The organism is Williamsia sp. 1138, assembly GCF_002095435.2.
Taxonomy (GTDB): Bacteria; Actinomycetota; Actinomycetes; order Mycobacteriales; family Mycobacteriaceae; genus Williamsia.
In genome coordinates this window covers 174263-198197 of record NZ_MJEJ02000050.1, presented here as the reverse complement: position 1 = coordinate 198197, position 23935 = coordinate 174263, and the positions used below count along the sequence as shown (strand labels likewise).

Annotated in this window: 22 protein-coding genes; 18 read left to right on the top strand and 4 right to left on the bottom strand. The window is 65.9% G+C overall.

The window, feature by feature from the left end; genetic code table 11:
- Window positions 1-81 precede the first annotated feature (81 nt).
- Entirely contained in the window at window positions 82-1368 is a 1287-nt protein-coding gene (locus BH683_RS21805; protein WP_084838372.1) for an alpha/beta hydrolase-fold protein, read from the bottom strand.
- Between the two features lie 405 nt (window positions 1369-1773).
- Between BH683_RS21805 and glmS the strand changes: the two genes are divergently transcribed.
- The 9 genes from glmS to BH683_RS21760 all read left to right on the top strand — a co-directional run bounded on the left by glmS (window position 1774) and on the right by BH683_RS21760 (window position 10997).
- The gene (gene glmS / locus BH683_RS21800) at window positions 1774-3636 is read left to right on the top strand and encodes a glutamine--fructose-6-phosphate transaminase (isomerizing) (protein ID WP_084838371.1); all 1863 of its coding nucleotides are present in this window, start codon (window positions 1774-1776) and stop codon (window positions 3634-3636) included.
- A gap of 16 nt (window positions 3637-3652) precedes the next feature.
- Complete coding sequence (locus tag BH683_RS21795) at window positions 3653-5137, top strand: NAD(P)H-hydrate dehydratase (protein ID WP_084838370.1); 1485 nt, start codon at window positions 3653-3655, stop codon at window positions 5135-5137.
- Window positions 5134-6303 (top strand): alanine racemase, encoded by a 1170-nt coding sequence (gene alr, locus BH683_RS21790; RefSeq protein ID WP_084838369.1) that lies wholly within the window; start codon window positions 5134-5136, stop codon window positions 6301-6303. Before BH683_RS21795 ends, alr begins: the two co-directional genes overlap by 4 nt.
- Window positions 6304-7353 carry an alpha/beta hydrolase gene (locus tag BH683_RS21785; RefSeq protein ID WP_084838368.1) on the top strand — a complete coding sequence of 350 codons (1050 nt, stop codon included), beginning with the start codon at window positions 6304-6306 and terminating at the stop codon, window positions 7351-7353.
- Window positions 7350-7817 carry a tRNA (adenosine(37)-N6)-threonylcarbamoyltransferase complex ATPase subunit type 1 TsaE gene (tsaE, locus tag BH683_RS21780; RefSeq protein WP_246833517.1) on the top strand — a complete coding sequence of 156 codons (468 nt, stop codon included), beginning with the start codon at window positions 7350-7352 and terminating at the stop codon, window positions 7815-7817. Before BH683_RS21785 ends, tsaE begins: the two co-directional genes overlap by 4 nt.
- Window positions 7818-7896: 79 nt before the next feature.
- On the top strand, window positions 7897-8556 hold the full coding sequence (tsaB, locus tag BH683_RS21775) for a tRNA (adenosine(37)-N6)-threonylcarbamoyltransferase complex dimerization subunit type 1 TsaB (RefSeq protein WP_084838449.1): 660 nt from the start codon (window positions 7897-7899) through the stop codon (window positions 8554-8556).
- Window positions 8553-9032, top strand: a complete 480-nt coding sequence (rimI, locus tag BH683_RS21770) for a ribosomal protein S18-alanine N-acetyltransferase (RefSeq protein ID WP_084838367.1) — start codon at window positions 8553-8555, stop codon at window positions 9030-9032. Before tsaB ends, rimI begins: the two co-directional genes overlap by 4 nt.
- The gene (gene tsaD / locus BH683_RS21765; protein ID WP_084838366.1) at window positions 9029-10060 is read left to right on the top strand and encodes a tRNA (adenosine(37)-N6)-threonylcarbamoyltransferase complex transferase subunit TsaD; all 1032 of its coding nucleotides are present in this window, start codon (window positions 9029-9031) and stop codon (window positions 10058-10060) included. Before rimI ends, tsaD begins: the two co-directional genes overlap by 4 nt.
- 79 nt (window positions 10061-10139) lie before the next feature.
- Window positions 10140-10997 carry a methyltransferase domain-containing protein gene (locus BH683_RS21760; RefSeq protein ID WP_084838365.1) on the top strand — a complete coding sequence of 286 codons (858 nt, stop codon included), beginning with the start codon at window positions 10140-10142 and terminating at the stop codon, window positions 10995-10997.
- A 16-nt stretch (window positions 10998-11013) separates the two neighbouring features.
- On the opposite strand, the gene BH683_RS21755 is transcribed toward BH683_RS21760, so the two are convergent.
- Window positions 11014-11460, bottom strand: a complete 447-nt coding sequence (locus BH683_RS21755; protein WP_084838364.1) for a MarR family transcriptional regulator — start codon at window positions 11458-11460, stop codon at window positions 11014-11016.
- An 85-nt stretch (window positions 11461-11545) separates the two neighbouring features.
- Between BH683_RS21755 and BH683_RS21750 the strand changes: the two genes are divergently transcribed.
- The 3 genes from BH683_RS21750 (at window position 11546) to groL (ending at window position 15272) form a co-directional block, all read left to right on the top strand.
- Window positions 11546-13042, top strand: coding sequence for an MFS transporter (locus tag BH683_RS21750; protein ID WP_246833516.1), 1497 nt, complete (start codon window positions 11546-11548; stop codon window positions 13040-13042).
- Window positions 13043-13222: 180 nt separating this feature from the next.
- Complete coding sequence (gene groES / locus BH683_RS21745; RefSeq protein WP_030171070.1) at window positions 13223-13522, top strand: co-chaperone GroES; 300 nt, start codon at window positions 13223-13225, stop codon at window positions 13520-13522.
- Between the two features lie 121 nt (window positions 13523-13643).
- Window positions 13644-15272 (top strand): chaperonin GroEL, encoded by a 1629-nt coding sequence (gene groL, locus BH683_RS21740; protein ID WP_084838362.1) that lies wholly within the window; start codon window positions 13644-13646, stop codon window positions 15270-15272.
- A gap of 176 nt (window positions 15273-15448) precedes the next feature.
- On the opposite strand, the gene BH683_RS21735 is transcribed toward groL, so the two are convergent.
- Window positions 15449-15745 (bottom strand): WhiB family transcriptional regulator, encoded by a 297-nt coding sequence (locus BH683_RS21735; RefSeq protein ID WP_084838361.1) that lies wholly within the window; start codon window positions 15743-15745, stop codon window positions 15449-15451.
- A 444-nt stretch (window positions 15746-16189) separates the two neighbouring features.
- On the opposite strand from BH683_RS21735, the gene BH683_RS21730 reads away from it, so the two are divergent.
- The 3 genes from BH683_RS21730 (at window position 16190) to BH683_RS21720 (ending at window position 18642) form a co-directional block, all read left to right on the top strand.
- Entirely contained in the window at window positions 16190-17020 is an 831-nt protein-coding gene (locus BH683_RS21730) for a hypothetical protein (RefSeq protein ID WP_084838360.1), read from the top strand.
- Between the two features lie 127 nt (window positions 17021-17147).
- A complete protein-coding gene (locus BH683_RS21725) occupies window positions 17148-17735 on the top strand; it encodes a sigma-70 family RNA polymerase sigma factor (protein ID WP_084838359.1) in 588 nt (195 codons plus the stop codon).
- A 46-nt stretch (window positions 17736-17781) separates the two neighbouring features.
- Window positions 17782-18642, top strand: coding sequence for an anti-sigma-D factor RsdA (locus BH683_RS21720; RefSeq protein WP_168187095.1), 861 nt, complete (start codon window positions 17782-17784; stop codon window positions 18640-18642).
- 62 nt (window positions 18643-18704) lie between these two features.
- On the opposite strand, the gene BH683_RS21715 is transcribed toward BH683_RS21720, so the two are convergent.
- On the bottom strand, window positions 18705-19097 hold the full coding sequence (locus BH683_RS21715) for a DUF5319 domain-containing protein (RefSeq protein ID WP_084838448.1): 393 nt from the start codon (window positions 19095-19097) through the stop codon (window positions 18705-18707).
- Window positions 19098-19311: 214 nt separating this feature from the next.
- On the opposite strand from BH683_RS21715, the gene guaB reads away from it, so the two are divergent.
- The 3 genes from guaB to BH683_RS21700 all read left to right on the top strand — a co-directional run bounded on the left by guaB (window position 19312) and on the right by BH683_RS21700 (window position 23924).
- A complete protein-coding gene (gene guaB / locus BH683_RS21710) occupies window positions 19312-20856 on the top strand; it encodes an IMP dehydrogenase (protein ID WP_084838447.1) in 1545 nt (514 codons plus the stop codon).
- A 48-nt stretch (window positions 20857-20904) separates the two neighbouring features.
- Complete coding sequence (locus tag BH683_RS21705) at window positions 20905-22047, top strand: GuaB3 family IMP dehydrogenase-related protein (RefSeq protein WP_084838357.1); 1143 nt, start codon at window positions 20905-20907, stop codon at window positions 22045-22047.
- Between the two features lie 149 nt (window positions 22048-22196).
- A complete protein-coding gene (locus BH683_RS21700; RefSeq protein WP_084838446.1) occupies window positions 22197-23924 on the top strand; it encodes a GMC family oxidoreductase in 1728 nt (575 codons plus the stop codon).
- Window positions 23925-23935 lie beyond the last annotated feature (11 nt).

Below are 23935 nucleotides of genomic sequence, written 5' to 3'. Positions count from 1 at the left end.
CGAGCTGTGACTCGCTGTGCGGGGTGGGGGGTATGCGATCGGTGTGTGAAATGTCGCGTCTGAGGAGAATAATTGCCTAGTTCACGGCAAACCCAGGCGTTTGCCGAGCCACGGCATCTCGAGTTTGAGTCCGGCCGACCAGACCGCGAACGAATGCCCGCCCGGGACGGTGTCGAGATGCACGTCCATCCCCGCCGCCTGCGCCGCCTGGAAGACCTGGGTGAGGCCTGGCCGGTACTCGGCGTCGTCTTTTCCGACGACAAATGCGCCTGCGACCCCGGGGAACTGCTTTGTTTTCATGATGTCCATCGGATTGACGGCCGTGAACTTCGCTGCGTCGCCGCCGAAGGCCTGGTCGACGGTGCGTTTGCGGTCGCCGAGGGTCGGCTCCAGCTGCCCGGACATATTGAGGAACGTCGGGTAGATCTCGGGGTAGTTGGTGGTCATCTGCAGCGAACACGTGCCGCCATAGGACAGGCCTCCGATTGCCCACGCCTTGGCGTCGGAGTCGACCTGGAGATTCGCCTTGGTCCACTCGGGAACGTCTTTGGCCAGGTAAGTGGCCACATTGCCGAGTTTCGAGTCCATGCAGAGCGGATTGGCGAGTTCGTCGCCGGTGGCGTCGGCGACCACCACGATGGGTGAGAGTCCCTCGTTCGCGGCGGCGTACTGATCCATGGTCTGGGTGAGTCGGCCGCCGACGAGCCAGTCCTCCGGAGATCCTGGCTGTCCGGCCATCAGGACCAGCACCGGGAGCAGTGGACGCGGCTCGGTGAAGTACGCCGGCGGCAGGTAGATCTTTGCGGGGCGGGCATTGAAGTTCGAGGTCGCACCGGGGATCGGTGCGGTGATGACCGCACCCTCGGCGGGCAGGCTGCTCGGCTTCTTCCACTGGCTCAATTCGACGGTCTTGATGTCGTTGTTGCGGGCTTCCTCGAGGGAGATCGTCTTGACGTTGCTGATCCCGACCACCGACCCGACCGTCGGATACTCGCTGAAATGTTCGTTGATCTGCGAAAAAGCCATCGTCACGGCGAACACCGTTGCCAGCACCGTGATGATCCGGCCGAAGACGCCGCTACCCCGGATCAGCCGAGGGACGAGGAGAAGGATCGCGAACACCGCGAGTCCGCCCCAGATGTAGCAGTTGAGCGGTATCGGATCGGCGAACAGTTTCCACACGTCTTCGATGAGCCACTTGGCCAGGACCACCAGCAATATCGATACGACTGCCGCCAGGGGGACCACATACAGGAGATAGACCTTCTGGAACAGCAGGACCAGCCATGCCAGTCCCAGGATCCCCAAGATCAAGATGGTCCACGGCACCCAGCCGTCGAGCACCGATGTTTCCCACAGCCAGTTCATGCGTGTCCTTCGGTGCCCTTGATCGTCGTTGAGCCTGCAGGAAAAAGGTACCGGCTAAGTGCGCGGAATACTGGTTACAGAAGGGAAATGGGTCAATTGCCATCCACGCCGTGTTGCGGCAGGCGCGGCAGGCACGCCAAAAAAACGCCCACCGAATCGGTGGACGTTTGACGCTGGTTGGTGGGTGGGTGTGAGACCACCGGTGGTGGAGGACATACGGATCGAACGTATCGATGGCGTCCCAACCGACGCATCCCCCTCGACTCTCGCGGACTCTCGCCCGTGAACTCCAAGAGTTCGCTCACTGTAGCCCACAACATCATTTCGTGTCATCTCGAATCACGAACTTCGTGCTGACGTTTGGAGATTCTGTCCTGCCGAAGTGGGCAAGTACCCTGTAGCACTATGTGTGGAATCGTCGGATACGTGGGCAAACGCGATGCTCTCGAGATTGTTGTCGAGGCACTGCGACGGATGGAATACCGCGGGTACGACTCTGCCGGCGTCGCCATTCTCGACGGGGCCGGACACACCGCGGTGGAGAAGAAGGCCGGGCGGCTCGAGAATCTGGACAAGGAGCTCGCGACCCTCGGCCGGGACGCGTTCGCCGGTACGACCGGCATGGGACACACCCGATGGGCCACCCACGGTCGCCCCACCGACCGCAATGCCCATCCTCACACCAGCATTGACGGCAAGATCGCCGTCGTCCACAACGGGATCATCGAGAACTTTGCCGCACTGCGCAGCGAGGTCGAGCAGGCCGGTATCGAGTTCAGCTCCGACACCGATACAGAGGTCGCGGTCCATCTGATGGCCCTCCAGTACGCGTCGGGTCCGACCGCGGGTGACTTCGTCGGCAGCGCATACGCGGTGCTGGGCCGGCTCGAAGGTGCGTTCACGCTCGTGTTCACCCATGCCGATCATGCCGACACGATTGTCGCCGCCCGGCGCTCGACACCGCTGGTGGTCGGCGTCGGGGAGAACGAGATGTTCGTCGGCTCGGACGTCGCCGCGTTCATCGAACACACCCGCGAAGCGGTGGAGCTCGGTCAGGACCAGGTGGTGGTGATCACGGCCGATACCTACAAGATCACGGACTTCACCGGCAATGTAGAGCCCGGCAGGCCGTTTCACATCGACTGGGACCTCGCCGCCGCCGAAAAGGGTGGCTACGACTACTTCATGCTCAAGGAGATCGCCGAGCAGCCGCAGGCGCTTGCCGACACCCTGCTCGGGCACTTCGAGAACGGCCGGATCATCCTTGACGAGCAGCGCCTGACCGATGAGGATCTGCGCGACATCGACAAGATCTTCGTCGTTGCCTGCGGCACCGCTTATCACGCCGGGCTGCTGTCGAAGTACGCCATCGAGCACTGGACGAGGCTTCCCGTCGAGGTCGAGCTGGCCAGCGAGTTCCGGTATCGCGACCCGGTTCTGGATCGCTCGACCTTGGTCGTGGCCATCTCGCAGTCCGGTGAGACGGCGGACACCTTGGAGGCGGTCCGGCACGCGAAAGAGCAGAAGGCCCGCGTCCTGGCGATCTGCAACACCAATGGGGCCCAGATCCCGCGCGAGTCCGACGCGGTGCTCTACACCCACGCCGGGCCCGAGATCGGCGTCGCCTCGACGAAGTGCTTCTTGGCTCAGATCACCGCGACGTACCTCGTCGGGCTGGCGCTCGCGCAGGCGCGCGGAACCAAGTACCCGGACGAAGTCGCCCGTGAGTTCGCTGCTCTCGAGGCGATGCCCGCTGCGGTCGAGAAGGTGCTCGAGACGGTCGAACCGGTTCGGGAATTGGCCCGCTCCCTGAGCGCGAGCCCGACCGTCCTCTTCCTGGGACGGCACGTGGGGTACCCGGTGGCACTCGAGGGTGCGCTCAAACTCAAAGAGCTGGCATACATGCACGCCGAGGGATTCGCTGCGGGCGAGCTCAAGCACGGTCCCATCGCACTGATCGAGGACAACCTCCCGGTCATCATCGTCATGCCCTCGCCGACCGGCAGGGCGGTGCTGCATTCGAAGATGGTCAGCAACATCCGCGAGATCCAGGCACGCGGTGCGACCACGATCGTCATCGCCGAGGACGGCGACGACACGGTACTCGACGTCGCAGACCATCTGATCCGGATCCCGCAGGTGCCCACCTTGCTGCAGCCTCTGGTTTCCACTGTGCCGCTGCAGGTCTTTGCCGCTGCGGTGGCCCAGGCCCGGGGCTACGACGTGGACAAACCACGCAACCTGGCCAAGTCCGTCACCGTCGAGTAGGGCGCGACCACAGACCATGATCGGTTACTTCAGTGCCGAGCAGATCCGGGCCGCCGAAGAGGCGACCGGGGACCTGCTCGAACGCGGTGTACTGATGGGTCGGGCCGCGCATGCCGTCGCTGATGTCGTTGCGGCCGAACTGCGCTCGCGGACCGGTGGTTGTTACGGTCGTTGCGTCGGTGTGCTCGCGGGTGCCGGCGACAACGGCGGCGATGCGTTGTACGCGGCAGCGCTGCTCCGGCGCCGCGGGGTGAGGGCCGAGGCAATTCTGCTCGGTGGTGAGCGGACGCATGCCGCCGGACTGGAGAGCTTCCGGCGCGCCGGTGGACGCGTCGTCGAGACATTCTCTGCCGGAATCGATCTCGTGGTCGACGGAATCGTCGGACTGAGTGGGAAAGGGCCCCTGCGACCCGCGGCGGCAGCCATCGTCGAGTCTGTGACCGTGCCGATCGTGTCGGTGGACCTGCCGTCCGGGGTCGATGCGGACACCGGCGAGGTCAACGACCCCGCCGTCCGCGCGGCGGTCACCGTCACCTTCGGGGCATTCCGGATAGCGCATGTACTCGCGGCGCCGCAGTGTGGTCGAACGGTGCTGGCCGACATCGGGATCAAGGCGTGCAAGCCCACGCTCCGGCAGCTGACCGACGCAGAGGTCGCGGGACTGTGGCCTGTTCCGGGCCCGTCGGATGACAAGTACAGCCAGGGTGTGGTCGGCATCGTCGCGGGGTCGGCGCGGTATCCGGGAGCCGGTGTGTTGTGTAGCGGCGCAGCGGTCGCGGCTACATCCGGCATGGTCCGATACGCCGGTACTGCTGGGCCGCAAGTCCTTTCGCACTATCCTGAGGTGATCGCGACCGAAGAACCCGAAGATGCGGGCAAGGTGCAGGCCTGGGTGGTCGGACCTGGTGCCGGCACCGAGGACACCGGATTGCGGCGGCTGCGGCACGTGTTGGACACCGACGTGCCGGTCCTCATCGACGCCGATGGCCTGACGTTGCTGGCGCAGCATCGCGAGCTCGTCGTCGGCCGCAGCGCGCCGACGCTGCTCACCCCGCATGCGGGGGAGTTCGCCCGCATCACCGGCGCCGAGGTGGGCGCGGACCGGATCGGGGCCGTGCGCGGACTCGCCGCCGAATTGGGTGTGACGGTGTTGCTCAAGGGCCGGGCCACCGTGATCGCCTCCCCGGACGGCGAGGTGCTGGTCAACGACGCGAGGTCGTCGTGGGCTGCGAGCGCCGGGGCGGGCGACGTGCTCTCGGGCATCGCGGGCAGCCTGCTCGCCGCCGGTATCGCGGCCCCCCTCGCCGCTGCCGCTGCCGCGCGGGTGCACGCCCGTGCCGCGATCACCGCGTCCGCGGGATCGACGTCGGCGAATACCGGGGCTGCGCCGATCGGGGCCTCCGCTCTGGTACGGGCCGTATCACCGACGCTCCGCGCGTTGCTCGCCGAGCGGACTCGTGGCGACGCCGCGCTGACCGGATGGGAAGATGGCCAGCGATGAACTCTCCGGCGCTCGAGGCACACATCGATCTCTCCGCGGTGGCCCACAACATCGAGATCTTGCAGTCGCACACGACCGCGCAGGTGATGGTGGTCGTCAAGGCCGACGGGTACGGGCACGGCGCCGCGCGGGTTGCGCGGGCCGCCCTTGCGGCCGGCGCGGCCGAACTCGGCGTCGCGACGATCGACGAGGCGTTGGCAGTACGCCGCGACGGGGTGAACGCTCCCATCCTGGCCTGGTTGCACAGTCGCGGGTCCGATTTCGCCGGCGCGATCGCCGCCGACGTCCAGATCGGTGTCTCCTCGCCCAGACAACTCGACGCGGTGGTCGCCGCGGCCCGCGTGGTCGGGCGGAGCGCTTCGGTGACGCTCAAGATCGATACCGGCCTGGCCCGGAACGGTGTCGCGCCTGCGGAATGGGATGAGATCGCCGCCGGGCTGGCGAAAGCCGTTGCCGAGCAGTCGATCGTCCTCCGTGGTGCGATGACCCATCTGGTCCGGGGAGACGAGCCGCAGCACCCCGAGAACGATCTGCAGGCGCGCCGCTTCGACGAGGCCGTGGCCGACCTGGTTCGGGTGGGTGCGCGTCCGCAGGTGCAGCACATCGCGAACTCGGCGGCGACGCTGATGAGACCCGATCTCGCCCGCGACCTGGTCCGGCCCGGCATCGCCGTCTACGGTCGTTCTCCGGCACCCGACCGCGGCGACTTCGGGCTGGTGCCGGTCATGACCCTCTCCGCCGAGGTCCTTTCACTGAAGAAGATCAAGGCGGGACAAGGGGTTTCGTACAGTCACACGTGGGTCGCCCCGCGGGACACCACAGTCGCGTTGCTGCCGGCCGGCTACGCGGACGGGGTGCCGCGGCTGGTGTCGAACCAACTCCGGGTGCACATCAACGGCCGCGGCTTTCCCGGCGTCGGCCGTGTCTGCATGGACCAGATGGTGGTCGATCTCGGACCCGATGGTGGTGGTGTCGCCGAAGGCGATCGGGCCATCCTTTTCGGGACGGGTGCCGGTGGTGGACCCACCGCGCTGGACTGGGCCGAAGCCATCGGTTCCATCGACTACGAGATCGTGTCCGGCATCCGGGGCCGCACGATCCGTACGTACAGCAGTGAACCCGCACCCACCGGACCACGCAGCACCCACGACATCGGGGCAACATAGATGGAACGTTCTGGACGGCTCGAGATCCTGGCCGGATCTGCCGGCGTCGCGACTCTGGGCGCCCTGGCGGTGGGCGCTGCCGTGCGCTCGATCACCCGTCGCACACCCACATCTGTGGATCCGAACTCCATCGAGGACTTCGGTCTGATCTACGACGACCACGCGAGTATCGTCGTCGCCGATGACGGTGTGCCACTGGCCGTCCGGGAGGTCGGACCCTCGGATGCGCCGTTGACTGTCGTCTTCGTCCATGGATTCTGCCTGCGGATGTCGACGTGGCATTTCCAGCGTCGTGATCTCGCCGTCAAGTGGGGCGACGACGTGCGGATGGTGTTCTTCGACCACCGCGGCCACGGTGAGTCCGGGCAGGCCTCACCCAATTCGTGCACCATCACGCAGATGGCTGCCGACCTCGAAGCCGTCCTGCGCTCGGTGGTGCCCGTGGGGCCGGTCGTCCTGGTCGGGCACTCGATGGGCGGTATGGCAATCATGGCCTTGGCGAGCAGACGTCCTGAGTTGTTCGGTTCCAGGGTGATCGGCGTGGGTCTGGTCGCATCGGCGGCGCATGGTATCGCCGAGGCGGGCCTGGGTCGCGGACTCCAGAATCCACTCGTCGATGCTTTCCGGCTGTCCGTGCGGCAAGCGCCCCGGGCGGTGGAGGCGGGCCGCGGGCTGACCAGGCTGCTGATGGCGCCCGTGCTGACCGCGGGCAGTTTCGGCTCGACCTTTCATTCTCCGGCGGTCGCCGAGTTCACCGAATCGGTGATCCAGCGCACCCGCATCGACACCGTCGTCAACTTCCTGCGGGCTCTGGAAGAGCACGACGAGACGGCCGGCCTGGCAGTGCTCTCCGGGATCGACACCATGGTGGCGTGCGGGTACGAGGACAAGGTGACGCCCTTGCCGAACTCTGTTGAGCTGCACAACAAATTGGGTCCGAAGTGCGAACTCGTCGGGGTCGCAGACTGCGGGCACATGGTGATGTTGGAGAATCCGGCGGTGATCACCGAGTCGATCGACGCTCTGGTTCAGCGGGTTCCACGGCAGTGAGTTCAGATCCGGAGCGCCAGGTGGAGCTGCCTCATCGTCGGAATCTGCCCACCGTCGAGGACACCGAAGCCTTCGGTCGTGAGCTGGCGACCGAACTCGCGGCGGGAGACCTGGTGATCCTGGACGGTCCGCTGGGTGCAGGCAAGACAGCGATGGCGCGGGGGATCGGTGCAGGCCTCGGGGTGCAGGGGCGGATCACCTCGCCCACGTTCATCATCGCGCGTGAGCATCGTCCCGGTGGTCCGGGACGACCGGCGATGATCCACGTCGATGCGTATCGGCTCGGCGATCTCGATGAACTCGACGCACTCGACCTCGACACCGACCTCACCGATTCGGTGGTCGTCGTCGAATGGGGCGAGGGCGTCGCCGAGCGGCTCGCCGGACGGCACCTGCTGATCCGGCTGACCCGTGACCTCGACACCGACGAGCGCTCCGTCGACTACGGCTGGCTCCCCCGATGATGGGTCGTTATGGCGGATTCGACCTGGGCTTTTGTTCGCCAGAACAGCACATCATCGGGTACGGGTAGGCTGGCTCACCGTGCTTGTGCTCGCCATTGACACCGCAACCCCGGAAATCGTCGCCGGCGTTGTCGAGGTGACCGACGATGTCGCCCAGGCCGTCCGCTCCGAGCGCAGAGAACTGACCACCCGCGGCCACGCAGAGATCCTCACCACCCGGATTCTGGAGTGCCTCACCGAGGCCGGGGTGACACGCGCTGACCTGGACGCGGTGGTCGTCGGTCAGGGTCCGGGGCCGTTCACCGGTCTGCGGGTCGGACTGGCGACGGGCGCGGCGTTCGCTGACGCCCTCGGTATCCCGGTGCACGGGGTCTGTTCCCTCGACGCGATCGCCCTGCAGGAACCCGATACCCGCTCGCTGCTGGTGGTGACCGACGCACGACGTCGTGAGGTCTACTGGGCCACGTACACCGATGGCGTGCGCACCCACGGCCCGGATGTGCTGGCACCTGGGGAATTGGGCGAGCACCTGGCGGGGGAGAAGATCGATGCCGTGGCGGGCTCACCCGGTCACGCTGCGCTGTTCGATCTCCCGATTCGCAGCGCGAGTGTGCCCACGGCACTCACGCTGGTGCAGGTGGCGCTGCCCAACCTGGTCGCCAGTGTGGTCCCGGGACCGCTGACGCCGCTCTACCTGCGCCGTCCCGACGCCGTCGAACTCAAGGATCGTAAGAAGTGATCAGCGACCTCGCACCTCGGGACTCCGCACGCTGTGCCGCACTGGAGGCCATCCTCTTCGCTGGGGACTCACCGTGGCCCGCCGAAGCGTTTCGTGCAGAAATGCTTGCACCGCACAATCATTACTTCGCGGTTCGGGACGGCGAGACGCTCATCGGATACGCCGGGATCTCTGTCCTGGGTCCCACCGACCATCCTGAGTGCGAAATCCACACCATCGCAGTCGATCCCACCTACCAGGGACGCGGTCACGGGCGCGAGCTCCTGCTGGCTCTCCTCGCGGTCGCCGACCGGCATCACGCGGAGGTGTTCCTGGAGGTCCGCACGGACAACGAGACGGCGATCGAGATGTACCGCCGCAACGGTTTCGAGGAGGTCGGCGTGCGCAAGAGGTATTACCAGCCCAGCGGCGCCGACGCCTACACGATGCGCCGGCCCGCGGTCGGAGTCGCTGCGGCAAAGGAGCATCTCGCATGATCGTTCTCGGAGTCGAGAGTTCCTGCGACGAGACCGGAGTCGGGATCGTCCGGTGGAACGCCGACCAGACGACGACGCTGCTTGCTGACGAGGTCGCATCCAGCGTCGACGAACACGCCAGATATGGCGGAGTGGTGCCCGAAGTGGCGTCACGTGCGCATCTCGAGGCCATCGTCCCCACCATGCGCCGGGCGTTGGCAGCGGCCGATATCACGGTTCCGGACGCCATTGCCGTGACCATCGGCCCGGGTTTGGCCGGAGCGCTGCTCGTCGGCGTAGCAGCGGCGAAAGCCTATGCCGCAGCCTGGGATGTGCCGCTGTACGCGGTCAACCATCTCGGTGGACACGTCGCGGTCGACACACTCGAACACGGGCCGATGCCGCCGTGTGTGGCGCTGCTGGTCTCCGGTGGACACACCCATCTGCTGCACGTCACCGACCTGGGCGCGCCGATCGTCGAACTCGGGACCACGGTCGACGATGCTGCGGGCGAGGCGTTCGACAAGGTCGCGAGACTGCTCGGGCTGGGCTTTCCCGGCGGACCCGCACTCGATGCTGCAGCGCGAGAAGGCGATCCGAATGCGATCAGGTTTCCCCGCGGTATGACCGGCCCGCGAGATGCCCGCAACGACTTCTCGTTCAGCGGGCTCAAGACCGCGGTGGCCCGCCACGTCGAGAAGTGCAGGCGCGACGGGATCGAACCGCCGGTCGCCGACATCGCTGCGTCGTTCCAGGAAGCGGTCGCCGATGTGCTGACCATGAAGGCCGTTCGCGCCTGTAAGGACGTCGGCGTCGACACTCTGGTACTCGGGGGCGGGGCCACCGCCAACTCGCGCATCCGATCGATGGCACAGGAGCGTTGTGCGGCGGCAGGCATCACGTTGCGGGTTCCGAAGCCGCGGCTGTGCACCGACAACGGTGTGATGATCGCAACCCTGGGTGCTCACGTGATCGCCGGCGGCGCACAGCCGTCCGAACTCACCGTCGCCACAGATCCCGGGTTGTCGGTTCAGGTCAGCAGTTACTGACCCCGGGTTGGTTCTAGGTGAACCCCTGACAGCGCCGGTGTGGTGGGCGCATGCTCGAGGCAGACCACGGAGGCCGGCGATGACGAACACACCAGGCGATCAGCAACTCAGGACCCAGCTGCACGAGGTGTGGAACTCGGTGGCGTCGGGTTGGGCGGCCAACATCGATCACATCGAGCAGCGAGGCGCCAGGGTCACGGACCTGATGCTCGACGCCATCGGACCGGAGCCCGGCCGGCGCATTCTCGAGCTCGCGTGCGGAACCGGTGCCACCGGTCTTGCCGCGGCGCGCCGGTTCGGTCCCGGGAGCATGGTGACTGTGTCGGATGTGGCGCCTGACATGGTGGCGGTGGCCGCCGAGCGCGCCGCGGAACAGGGTGTTGGCAACGTCGCGACGACGGTGCTCGACATCGAGCAGATCGAGATGCCCGACGGGGTGTTCGACGCGGTTCTCTGCCGAGAGGGGCTGATGTTCGCGGTGGATCCGGGGCGCGGGCTCGCCGAGATCCGTCGCGTCCTCGTGCCGCGGGGCCCGGTGTCGGTGGCGGTCTGGGGTGCGCGCGACAAGAACCCGTGGCTCGGGGTGCTGTTCGATGCGGTCAGCGCAGAGCTGGGGTTCGCGGTACCGCCACCTGGCCTGCCGGGGCCGTTCTCGCTGTCTGATCCGGGCCGGCTGCGTGAATTGTTCGTCGCTGCAGGTTTTCTCGACGTCACCATCACCGAGGTATACGACCCGTTCGTCGCCCCTGACTTCGAATCGTGGTGGGTGCGGGTGTCGGCGATGTCCGGCCCGCTCGCGACCATGCTGAAAGCGATGAATCCCGACATGGCAGAGTCGCTGACCGGACGGCTCCGGGAGCTTGTTGCTCCCTACGAGACCGATGCCGGTGTCGAATTGCCCGGACTGGCAATGGTTGCCTCCGCACACCGAGACTGAGCTCGTGGGGCCGTCCTCAATGCGAGGCGGCGGTAGATGTGCCCAGTTCTGCTGCGCCGCAGAGTGATCCCGATGTGCAACCGTCGGCCTCTGCGCGCAGGATCGCGCGCTGTACGGGCTTTGCCGAGTCGTAACGGTTTCGGCCTTCGGCAGTGAGTTCGGTGAACACCGATCGACGGTCTCCGGCACACATCGATCGCTCGACCAGCCCGTCTTTTTCCAGACCCGCAACGAGGCGGGACAGTGCGCTCTGGCTCAGGTGTACGAGTCCGGCGAGCTCGCTCATACGCATCTTCGCGTTGTCGGCAGCGGCCAGGAGTTCGAGCACCTCGAACTCGCTGTTGGAGATCTCGTGGGAAGACTGCAACGCGCGATCGAGGTCGCACTCGAGGCGGTGGTAACGCACCGAGAGCATATGCCAGGCCTTGGCCAGGTCATCGTCGCTTCGCTGCGGGTCGGACATGAGGGCATCGTATCAGATGCAATCGAATTAATGTCGTCTGCATTTTATGTAGACACATTAGATGCGTATGCATATAGTTCCGTCCATGACTGTTGATCTGAATCGAAAGCGACCGCCCGACGGGTCCGCCAACTCCGTGCCCGAAACCGAACACGTCACCTCGGCAGGCGGGTGGAGCGGAAAGATCTGGCTGTTGCTCGTCGTGCTGGCCGGCGCCCTGTTCCTCGACGGTCTCGACGTCTCGATGGTCGGTGTCGCACTGCCGTCCATGGGCGGCGACCTCGGAATGGACCAGACCCAGCTGCAGTGGATCGTCAGCGGCTACGTGCTTGGATACGGGGGATTGCTGCTGCTCGGCGGCCGTGCCAGCGACCTACTCGGGCGCCGGACGGTTTTCCTGTCCGCATTGGCGGTATTCGGTATCGCGTCGGTCGTCAGTGCGGCCACGGAGATCGACTCCCTGATCATCGCCCTGCGTTTCGTCAAGGGCGTGGCCGCGGCGTTCACCGTCCCTGCCGGACTCTCCATCATCACCACGACCTTCGCGGAGGGTCCCGCACGCAACAAGGCGCTGTCGATCTACACCGTCTGTGGTGCCAGCGGATTCTCGCTCGGCCTCGTGTTCGGCGGGTTGCTCACCGAGTTGTCCTGGCGTGCGACGCTGATCTTCCCTGGCCCGGTCGCCATTGCACTGCTGGTCGTCGGCGCGCGGGTCATCCCGAAATCGTCGCGTAAACCGTTCAGCTGGGCGCACTTCGACGCCATCGGTGCGATCACGAGCACTGCCGCGCTGCTGACGCTGGTCTACGCGGTGGTGCAAGCACCCGAGGTCGGATGGGCGGCCACGTCGACGATCGTCTTGTTCCTCGTCGCGGTGGCGCTGGCGGCCACGTTCGTCGCGGTCGAGGTCCGGCACCGCCACCCGTTGCTGCGCCTGGGAATCCTGCGCTCGCTCACCCTGGTGCACGCCAACCTGTCGGCGGCTGCGATGTTCGGAGGGTACGTCGCGTTTCAGTTCGTGGTCACCCTTTACTTGCAGGATTCGCTGGGATGGTCGCCGATCCAGATGTCCCTGGGCTTCTTGCCGGCCGGTCTGCTGGTCGTCGCGAGCGCCTTCTTCATGGACCGGATCCTGGACCGCGTCAGTACGCGCATCCTCATCGCAGCAGGCTTCGTGGCGTTCCTCGTCGGGTACCTGTGGTTCCTGCGGGTCGAACCGGGCGCGAGCTACGTGGTGTTCCTGCTTCCGACGATCGTCTTCCTCGGTCTGGGATTCGCCATCACCTTCCCGTCCGTCAACTCCCAGGCGACAGCCGGGGTCTCCGACGACGAGCAGGGCCTGGCGTCAGGACTGGTCAACACGAGCATCCAGATCGGCGGCGCGCTCATGATGGCGGTGATCACCGCCATCCTCGGCAGTGCCGAGCCCGCCGGCTCGGGGGAGCTGATCGGCGGTATGGTCCCGGCGATCACCGTGATCGCGGCGCTCACCGTCGTCGCATTGCTCGGAACGGTCGTGGTCCTGGCCCTCGAACGCCGTCGCGGCACCAGCCAACCGTCCGCGTCGGCGGTCTCAGGATGAGACGTTTGCACCCTCCGACCTTGAGTGCTGGCACTCGCATGTATAGAGTGCTAGTCGGCACCCAGTGAGGTTCCGGCACCCGCGACGACGGGACCGATCCAGGCGCCGTATACGTGCATCAGCAGCTGACAGGGTCCGGACACCGGACCCGAACTACCCCGAAAGTGGAGGGCTCACATCGTGGCGAGCGTGAACATCAAGCCGCTTGAGGACAAGATCCTCGTTCAGGCCAATGAGGCCGAAACGACGACTGCGTCCGGCCTGGTCATCCCCGATACGGCCAAAGAAAAGCCGCAAGAGGGCACCGTTGTCGCCGTTGGCGAAGGACGCGTGAACGAGCAGGGCAACCGGATCCCGGTCGACGTCAAAGAAGGCGACACCGTCATCTACAGCAAGTACGGCGGCACCGAGATCAAGTACTCCGGCGAGGAATACCTGATTCTCTCGGCACGCGACGTGCTGGCAGTCATCTCCAAGTAACTCGGTTCTTCGAGCAATCGAGAAACGAGTTGGACAACCGCCCCGGCGTCCCCATGCGGGGGTTGCCGGGGCGGTTCTGTTTCCCTCACTTTTTCCATATTTCTAGGAGCCACAACAACCCATGGCCAAGCAGATCGAATACAACGACAAGGCCCGGCAGTCGCTCGAGCGCGGTGTCGATCACCTCGCCGACGCGGTCAAGGTGACCCTCGGACCCCGTGGTCGGCATGTGGTGCTGGCCAAGGCATTCGGTGGACCCAGCGTCACCAATGACGGCGTCACCATCGCTCGCGAGATCGATCTCGAAGATCCCTTCGAGAACCTCGGTGCTCAGCTGGTGAAGTCGGTTGCCACCAAGACCAATGACGTCGCAGGCGACGGCACCACCACTGCGACGGTGCTCGCCCAGGCAATCGTCAAGGCCGGCCTGCGCAACGTCGCCGCCGGCGCCAACCCGATCGCGCTCGGCATCGGCATCGGCAAAGCAGCCGACGCGCTGTCCGAGTCGCTGCTCGCCGCCGCGACCCCGGTGAAGGGCGCTGCAGCCATCGCCCAGGTCGCCACCGTGTCCTCGCGCGACCCCGAGGTCGGCGAATTGGTCGGCGAAGCCATGGAGCGCGTGGGCGCAGACGGCGTCGTGACAGTGGAAGAGAGCTCGGGACTGATCACCGATCTCGAGATCACCGAAGGCGTGCAGTTCGACAAGGGCTACCTCTCGCCCTACTTCGTCACCGACATCGACAGCCAGGAAGCCGTCCTCGAAGACGCGCTGGTGTTGATCTACCGCGACAAGATCAGCTCGCTGCCCGAGTTCCTGCCGCTGCTCGAGAAGATCGCAGAGTCCGGCAAGTCGGTTCTGATCATCGCCGAAGACATCGAGGGCGAACCGCTTTCGACGCTCGTCGTCAACTCGATCCGCAAGACCATCAAGGCTGTTGCGGTCAAGGCGCCGTTCTTCGGCGATCGTCGCAAGGCTTTCCTCGAAGACCTCGCCATCGTCACCGACGGCACGGTCATCACCGCTGACATCGGTATCACTCTCGCCGACGCCGGACTCGAACTCCTCGGCGGCGCGCGGCGGATCGTCGTCACCAAGGACGCCACGACCATCGTCGAAGGTTCAGGCACCTCGGAGGCGATCGCTCAGCGCGCAGAGCACCTGCGTCGGGAGATCGAGTCGAGTGATTCGGACTGGGATCGCGAGAAATTGGCCGAACGACTGGCGAAGCTCGCCGGCGGCGTCGCGGTGATCCGCGTCGGTGCGGCGACCGAGACAGCACTCAAGGAGCGCAAGCACCGCGTCGAAGATGCCGTTGCTGCGGCCAAGGCTGCAGTCGAAGAGGGCATCGTCCCCGGTGGCGGATCTGCGATCGTGCAGGCTGCCGCCGCAGTTCTCGACGATCTGGCCGACAGCCTCGACGGCGACGAAGCACTGGGTGTTCGGGTCGTGAAGCAGTCAGTACAGGCGCCCCTGTTCTGGATCGCCTCGAACGCCGGCGCCGATGGCGCTGTCGTGGCGTCCAAGGTTGCCGAACTGCCACGCGGGCACGGTTTCAACGCCGGCACGCTGACCTACGGGGATCTCCTCGCCGACGGAATCGTCGACCCGGTGAAGGTGACCCGCTCGGCGATCGTCAACGCGGCCTCTGTCGCGCGGATGGTTCTCACCACCGAGAGCACCATCACCGAGAAGCCTGCCGAGGCACCTGAGGCCCACGACCACGGGCATGGGCACGGACACGCTCACTGACGTTTGCACCGTCTCGAAAAGCGGCGCCTCGACCACTCGGTCGAGGCGCCGCTTTTTCAGATCGATCGTGCAGTGGCAGGCCTCATTCGAGACTGAAAGCGCCGAACATCTAGTGAGATGCCGGCGCCTTCAGTGAGAACTGGGCCGAATGGTTGTGAATTGCCGACGACGCGACGTCAGCTGGCGATACGGCGGCCCACGCCACGTTTCATCAGGATTCCACGCTCGGACTCCGACAATCCGCCCCAGATGCCGTAGGGCTCGGCGACGGCAAGTGCATGCTCGCGGCACGCCGCGACCACCGGGCACTGGTGGCAGAGTTCCTTGGCACGCCGTTCACGCTGCGCACGGGCTCGACCGCGTTCGCCGTCGGGATGGAAGAACATCGATGAGTCGACACCACGGCACAGGCCCTTCATCTGCCAATCCCAGATGTCGGCGTTCGGTCCGGGTAGGTGGTTTGGCTGAGGCATCTGCGTGCTCCTCTATAACGTGCCGCGAGGCGTAATTGAGACCAGTGCGACCGGAAACGACTTTGTTTTCCGGTGTCTCACTTACCGTATGCAAATCCAGGAAATGGAGTCAACAGCCCGTTATTTCGCCATTCGAAGACGTCGATTTCGGGCGATGTTAACCAATTGTTTAATGGACGACACGTCGTTTGCGGTGCGGTCAACGCACTCAGCCGGAATTGCTCTGGTCAGTATCGTTGCAGTTCAGGTCGTATTTTTCCGCTGATCTCTACACGTATTCAAGGCCAGGAACGGGCGGTCGGAGCGCACCGACCCATGGTGCGCAATTTACCTGGCGGACACGTCTGGTTGATCTGGAATTGACATCCCGGAGTCGTTTCGGCACTTTTCGGTAAGTTAAATTCAGGCTAATTCGGATGTCAGAAGTGTGATGTGAGGAGTGCGGTGCAGGTCACACTACCCGCGATCGCGTTCGGCGGCAGCGCGAGAGCGCACGCGATTCCCGCTGCACCCGACCCCTGGGCGACCTGGTTTCGGGCCGTGGCGCTCGGTGGTGCCGGGCGTTACGCCGCGGCTGCGGCAGAACTCGGGCGACTCGACGTGACGGGTGTCGATGACGTCCTGAGATCGTTCGCGTTGTCCACCAGAGCGGCGCACCGCAGGCAGGCGGGCCGCCATCACCACGCCGTTGCCGACGACGCGAGAGCGCTGTATTTGGCTGCTGGGAAACCCCGGGCCGATCCGACGCCCGACGTAGCGGAGCGCCGGACCGCGGCGCTCTGTGATGCCCTCACCGGTCTGGCTGCCGACAATCTGGGTCGCGGGATGTTCGGGGCGTCCGGCCGTCTGCTGGACAGGGTGGACCAGATCCTGGAAACACGTGGCCGGGGGACCGACCGCGACTGGCTGTGGGGAGGGCGAACGGAGCTCAGATCGCACTGGGTTCGGGCCGAGCTGGCGATGTTCACCGGGGACCCGGCCGGGGCCGGGCGACATGCCCGGGAGGCGGAAGCCATGACTGCTGCCTGTCCCTCGATCCGGCACGTCATCAAGACCGATCTCATCGCAGCCGCCGCGGCCGCCACCGCGGGCGATGTCCGGCAGGCCGGCGAGCGTGCGTCGCGGGTGACCGACCAGGCGATCGAGTTCGGACAGCTCCCGTTGGAATGGGCCGCCGCCAAACTGCTGGACGGGATCGGTGCCGGGGAACAGTGGTCGGGGCGAGCGCAGCAACTCGGGGCGCGACTGAAGGTACAAGGTGCCGCGATGGACTAGCCGCACGAGCCACCACGTGAGCCACCAGTGGCTTGCTGGATAAGCTACTAGCGACTTACCGCGGGGGAAATCGCCCCTGCGTGGCCTGCACCAGTTGGCGAAGGTAACGCGGAGACATCAGCGAGCGATGATTTTTACAGGTGACGAGTTGGATCGGGCGGTGACTGCGGCGGCGCAGGGCGACCGGTCAGCTCTCTCCGATGTTCTCGAGAGTGTCCGACCACTGGTGGTGCGTTATTGCAGGGCCAGGGTCGGAGGTGGTGAGCGGCATTCGCTCTCCGCCGACGATGTGGCGCAGGAGGTCTGCATGGCGGTCATGACCGCGCTGCCCCGGTATCAGGACCAGGGCAGACCGTTCATGGCGTTCGTGTACGGCATCGCGGCGCACAAGGTGGCAGATGCCCACCGCGCGGCCGGACGTAACAAGTCCGAGCCGGTGGAGGATATGCCCGAACGGATGGATACCGGCGACGGCCCGGAGCAGCGGGCACTCGATTCGGACGCCGGCAGGCGGATGGACGAACTGCTGGCCAAGCTCCCCGAGAAGCAGCGTGAGGTGCTCGTGCTGCGACTGGTGGTGGGTCTGTCGGCGGAAGAGACGGCGGCAGCCGTCGGAAGTACGGCCGGTGCGGTCAGGGTGGCCCAGCACCGGGCACTGGGCAAGTTGAAGAACGAGATCTCGAAAGGTGGTGAGGGCAATGAGCAGTGGGCGTGATCGACGCAGAGACCGCAACAGACGGGCTGACAGGGGAGTGACGGCTGTGCCCTCGCCCCGCCCCGATTCGATCGACGAAGACTCGATCCCCGTCAACCTGGGCGCAGTGCGCGCCGACGACGAGTTCATCGACGCGCTGCTGTCGAAGCCGATCGTTCCCGCACAGACCCCTGTCGACTACGAATTGGCGTCCTTGCTGTCCAACTGGCGCAGCGACATCATGGCGCAGCCGTTGCCGGCGGGTCCGACCCTGGAAGAGGTCGAAGCCGGGATCGAGTCGCAGCGCCGGGCCGACTCGCGCCGCAGATCTCTTCGACTCGTGCGGTTCACCGCTGGTGCGGCCGCGGGTTTCGCGATCCTGTTCGGCGGGGTCAGCGTGGTCGCCCACAATGCAGCACCCGGCGACGCCCTGTGGGGCGTCAAAGAGGTGATGTTCGGGGCCGATGCCTCGGCCACCCAAGCGGTTGCCGATGTGCAGGCGGACATCGACCGCGCAGAGCAGGCGTTGGCCGCCGGTGACAAGCCGGCCGCGACGACCTTCCTCGATCGCGCCCAGTCGCAGCTCGGCGATGTCCGTGCCGAAGACGAGCGAAAAGCGTTGCAGGGCAGGATCGATGACGTCCGGGGCAAGCTCGCGGTCCCGGCGACCACCACCACGACCACCGAGAAGTCGACCAGCGTTTCGACGCCCCCACCGCAGACGACTGTGGTGGAAGAGCCGACGGTGACGGTGATGGTCCCGCAAGAGACCGTGACCATCACCCCACCCGAGACCTCGGCGTCCGAGCCCCCCATCTCGACGTCGCCGTCCGGCCCGACCATCGTCAGTGAGCCGCCGTCGACGGAGCCGAACCAGTCGAGTAGCAGCAGTAGCGTTCCGCTGCCGCCCCCTCCCGCCCCGAACTGAGTCCGACACACGAGCAGCGCCGCGAACAATCGCGGCGCTGCTCGGGGTGTCGAACGTAGGTTTCAGTCGTCGTCTCTGGCGTGCATCATCGCGTCGGCGTATCCGCGGCAGTAGTCCCACGTCACATATGCCTCGGGGCAGGGATCGACGGCGGGCTCATGGGGCCGTACCGTGCCCTCGACGAGGAGCTGCAGCAGATTGGCGCGCAGCATGTCCCAGTCGTGATAGTGATCGAGTTGACAATCGTCGCAGACGACCACCAGCCCGCGGATTCCGCGGCGGTGGAGCAAGGCCTCATAGACGGCGAGATCGGCAAGGTCTTCCTCGATCGCCATCCGCTCATTGGCGTCCAAGGGCTCACCGGGTGGGGCGGCGTCGAGCGCTGCGGACGGGTCCCCTCCGGGATCGTCGGCGAAGGGGTCCGGTGGTAGTCCCGGAGGCAGATGATCTCGCACGCTGACCACGGTAGTCAGCCTCACCCCACCGGCGCCACTCTGTGTCCTGGGTGAATGACCGGACGCTGCGCCCCCGTCGGCGCCGGTCGTCTCGTCCAGCCCAGGTCGCAGGCCGTCCGGGCGGCTGCCGCAGAGCAGATAGGATGGACAAATCGAAACGAACTCGCCCCGATCAAATCATGCGAAAGGCCCGGCCGGAATGAGTGTGCCCGGAATGAACAACCCGACTGTCGGCACATCCCCGGCGCGTGGACCGGTGTGGACCGGCGGTGACGACCCCAACAAGGTGGCCATGCTCGGCCTCACCTTCGACGACGTGCTCTTGCTGCCCGCCGCCTCCGATGTCATCCCCAGCGATGTCGACACCTCGTCTCAACTCACCAGAGAGATCACCCTGCGGGTGCCGCTGGTGAGTTCGGCGATGGACACGGTCACCGAGTCCCGGATGGCCATTGCCATGGCGCGTGCCGGCGGCATGGGTGTGCTGCACCGCAACCTGTCCATCGAGGCCCAGGCCGGACAGGTCGAGACGGTCAAGCGATCCGAGGCCGGCATGGTCACCGACCCGGTCACCTGCAGCCCGTCTGCGACTCTGGCCGAGGTGGACGCGATGTGCGCTCGCTTCCGGATCTCCGGACTTCCGGTGACCGACGACGCGGGCGAACTCGTCGGCATCATCACGAACCGCGACATGCGCTTCGAGGTCGACCAGGATCGTCCGGTCGCCGAGGTGATGACCAAGGCGCCGCTGATCACCGCGCAGGAAGGCGTGTCCGCCGAGGCGGCTCTGGGACTGCTGCGCAGGCACAAGATCGAGAAACTCCCCATCGTCGACGGACACGGCAAGTTGACCGGGCTGATCACGGTCAAGGACTTCGTGAAGACCGAACAGCATCCGCTGGCGACCAAGGATGCCGATGGGCGGTTGCTCGTCGGGGCCGCGGTCGGTACCGGCGGCGATCAGTGGGATCGCGCCATGGCGCTGGCCGACGCGGGTGTCGACGTGATCATCGTCGACACGGCGCACGCCCACAATCGGCTGGTGCTCGAGATGGTCAGCAAGCTCAAGGCCGAGATCGGGTCGAAGGTCCAGATCGTCGGAGGCAACGTGGCGACCAGGGCGGCCGCGCAGGCATTGGTCGATGCCGGCGCAGACGCGGTCAAGGTCGGCGTCGGCCCCGGCTCGATCTGCACCACTCGCGTGGTCGCGGGCGTCGGTGCTCCACAGATCACCGCGGTGATGGAGGCGGTGGCGGTCTGCAAGCCCGCCGGTGTTCCCGTCATCGCCGATGGTGGACTGCAATTCTCCGGTGACATCGCCAAGGCGTTGGCCGCCGGTGCCTCCACCGCGATGCTCGGCTCCCTGCTCGCGGGTACAGCGGAGGCCCCCGGTGAGCTGATCCTGGTGGCGGGTAAACAGTTCAAGAGCTACCGCGGAATGGGGTCGCTCGGCGCGATGCAGGGTCGCGGTCAGGCGAAGTCGTACTCGAAGGACCGCTACTTCCAGGACGATGTGCTGTCCGAGGAAAAGCTCGTGCCCGAAGGTATCGAAGGCCGGGTGCCGTTCCGGGGTCCTTTGTCGCAGGTGATCCACCAGCTCGGTGGCGGACTGCGGGCTGCCATGGGTTACACCGGCTCGAGTTCCATCGCAGATCTGCAGAACGCCCAGTTCGTGCAGATCACCGCGGCCGGGCTCAAGGAGAGCCATCCGCACGACATCACCATGACGGTCGAGGCACCGAACTACACTTCCCGCTGAGTCCGTCGTCCCGTCTCTGACAGACCAGCAGCTACGAAAGGCACTTCCGTGCGTGATCACGTCGATATCGGCATGGGCAGAACAGCCCGGCAGACCTTCGAGCTCAGTGACATCAACATCGTTCCGTCTCGCCGGACACGCTCGTCCAGCGAGGTCACGACGACGTGGCAGCTCGACGCCTATCGCTTCGACACCCCGATCCTGGCCCACCCGACCGATGCGCTGATCTCTCCGCAATCGGCCATCGAGCTGGGTCGGCTCGGCGGACTCGGAGTGCTCAACGGCGAGGGACTGTGGGCCCGGCACCGCGACGTGGAGGACAAGATCGCGCAGGTTGTCGAGATCGCGGAGAACGACGTCGATCCTTCCGCGGCAGTACGCAAACTCCAGGAATTGCATGCCGCCCCGATCGATCGTGATCTGCTGTCGGCTGCCGTCTCGACGATCCGCGATGCAGGTGTCACCACCGCTGTGCGGGTCAGTCCCCAGAAGGCCGCCGAGCTGACGCCGGTCCTGGTCGCGGCGGGCGTCGAACTGCTGGTCATCCACGGCACGATCATCTCGGCCGAACACGTCTCGAACGACGGTTCCGAGCCGCTGAACCTCAAGACGTTCATCGCTGACCTCGACGTACCGGTGATCGCCGGAGGCGTCCACGACCATCGGACCGCCCTCCACCTGATGCGCACCGGAGCTGCGGCCGTGATCGTCGGCTACGGGTCCACGGCCGGGTCGACCACCACCGGCGAGGTGCTCGGTATCGGGGTGCCGATGGCCACGGCGATCGCCGACGCCGCCGCCGCCCGGCGTGAGTACCTCGACGAGACCGGTGGCCGGTACGTGCACGTCATCGCCGATGGTGACATCCACACTTCCGGTGAGCTCGCCAAGGCGATTGCCTGCGGCGCCGATGCTGCGGTGCTGGGCTCGCCGCTGGCCTCGGCCGCGGAGGCCCCCGGTCGCGGTTATTACTGGCCTGCAGCTGCTGCCCACCCATCCATGCCCAGAGGTGCGCTGCTCCCGGTCTCGACGGATGCGGGGCGCCCCTCGCTGGAGACGGTCCTGCACGGACCCACCGACGACCCGTTCGGGCACCTGAACATCGTTGGCGCGCTGCGCCGTTCGATGGCCAAGGCCGGCTACTCCGACCTCAAGGAGTTCCAGAAGGTCGGGCTCTCAGCCTGCAACTGACGCCCTGTTCGGAGCCGCCGAATCGTCGTGAGTGACAGGCGTTACATCGCACGTATGTGACAAGGTACGATGTCAAGGTGTCTGTATCACGCGGTAACGGTTACTCACAGCCCGAGCAAACCGTTCCCGGCGCGGATCACGATTTCGATGTGCTGATCATCGGATCGGGGTTCGGCGGGAGCGTCAGTGCCTTGCGGCTGGTCGAGAAGGGCTACAGGGTCGGCGTCGTCGAAGCAGGTCGACGGTTCACCGACGAACAGTTCGCCAAGACGAGCTGGCGACTGCACAAATGGCTGTGGGCACCCAAGTTCGGGATGTTCGGCATCCAGCGCATCCACCTCCTCAAAGACGTCATGATCCTGGCCGGATCGGGGGTCGGTGGGGGATCGCTGAACTACGCGAACACCTTGTACAAGCCGCCGACACCGTTCTTTCAGGATCCGCAGTGGGCGCACATCACGGACTGGGAGGGCGAACTCTCGCCCTACTACGAACAGGCCCGTCGCATGCTCGGCGTCGTGACGACCCCGATCGAGACCCACGCCGACCGGGTGATGCGCAAGGTCGCCGACGACATGGGTGTCGGGGACACGTTCGGCCCGACCCCGGTGGGGGTGTTCTTCGGCGCGAAGTCGGGCGGCACCGGTGCGCCCGGCGAGCAGGTGGCTGACCCCTATTTCGGTGGGGCGGGTCCGGACCGCACGGTCTGCACGGAGTGTGGTTCGTGTATGACGGGCTGCCGGGTCGGGGCGAAGAACACCTTGCTCAAGAACTATCTCGGGCTGGCCGAATCCGCAGGCGCGACGATCATCGATCGCACCACGGTCACCGGCCTCGAGCCCCAGTCCGACGGCAGCTGGCGGGTGCGCACGTCGAGGTCTGCCGCGTGGGGGCGGCTCGGGGCACGCAAGAGAACGATCACCGCAGCCCAGGTGGTCGTTGCCGCGGGTACGTTCAATACGCAGAAGATCATGCATCTGGGCAAGGAGAGCGGGTCACTTCGGGACGTCTCCGACACCCTGGGGCTGCTCACGCGCACCAACTCCGAGTCGATCCTGGGAGCGATGCGTCGCGAGTACGACCCGGCGCAGGACTTCTCCGAAGGCATCGCCATCACCTCGTCCTTCCATCCGGCTCCCGACACGCATATCGAGCCGGTCCGGTATGGCAAGGGGTCCAACGCAATTGCGCTGTTGCAGACGTTGCTCACCGATGGCGAGCCGGGTCGATCGCGGCGGCTCAAGTTCCTCGACAAGGTCCGCGAAGAGGGGCCGGGCAGTCTCCTGCTCCTGCTCAAGCTGCGCAAGTGGAGCCAGCGCACGGTCATCCTGCTGGTCATGCAGAACCGGAACAATTCGTTGACGACCTTCGTGCAGAAGTTCGGGCCGTGGAAGTTCGTGAACAGCAAGCAGGGGCACGGCGAGCCCAATCCGACGTGGATCCCGGCCGGCAACGAGGCCACCGAGCGAGCGGCAGCGCAGTTCGACGGACTGGCCGGTGGGACCTGGGGCGATGTCTTCAACATGCCGCTGACCGCACACTACCTCGGCGGTTGTGTGATCTCCGACAACCCGGATACCGGTGTCGTGGATCCGTATCACCGGGTGTGGAACTACCCGACGTTGCACATCACCGACGGGGCGGCGATCTCGGCCAACCTGGGTGTCAACCCGTCGTTGTCGATCTGTGCGCAGGCAGAACGTGCCATCGCCCTGTGGCCCAACAAGGGTGAGGACGACAAGCGGCCGCAGCAGGGCGCTCCGTATCTCCGGATCGCACCGACGCGTCCCAATGCCCCGGTGGTGCCCGCCGAGGCGCCGGGCGCTCTGCGTCTGCCGCTGACGGTCGTGCCCAGCCCCACCGAGGTCAGTGCATAGTCGCGGCGCGT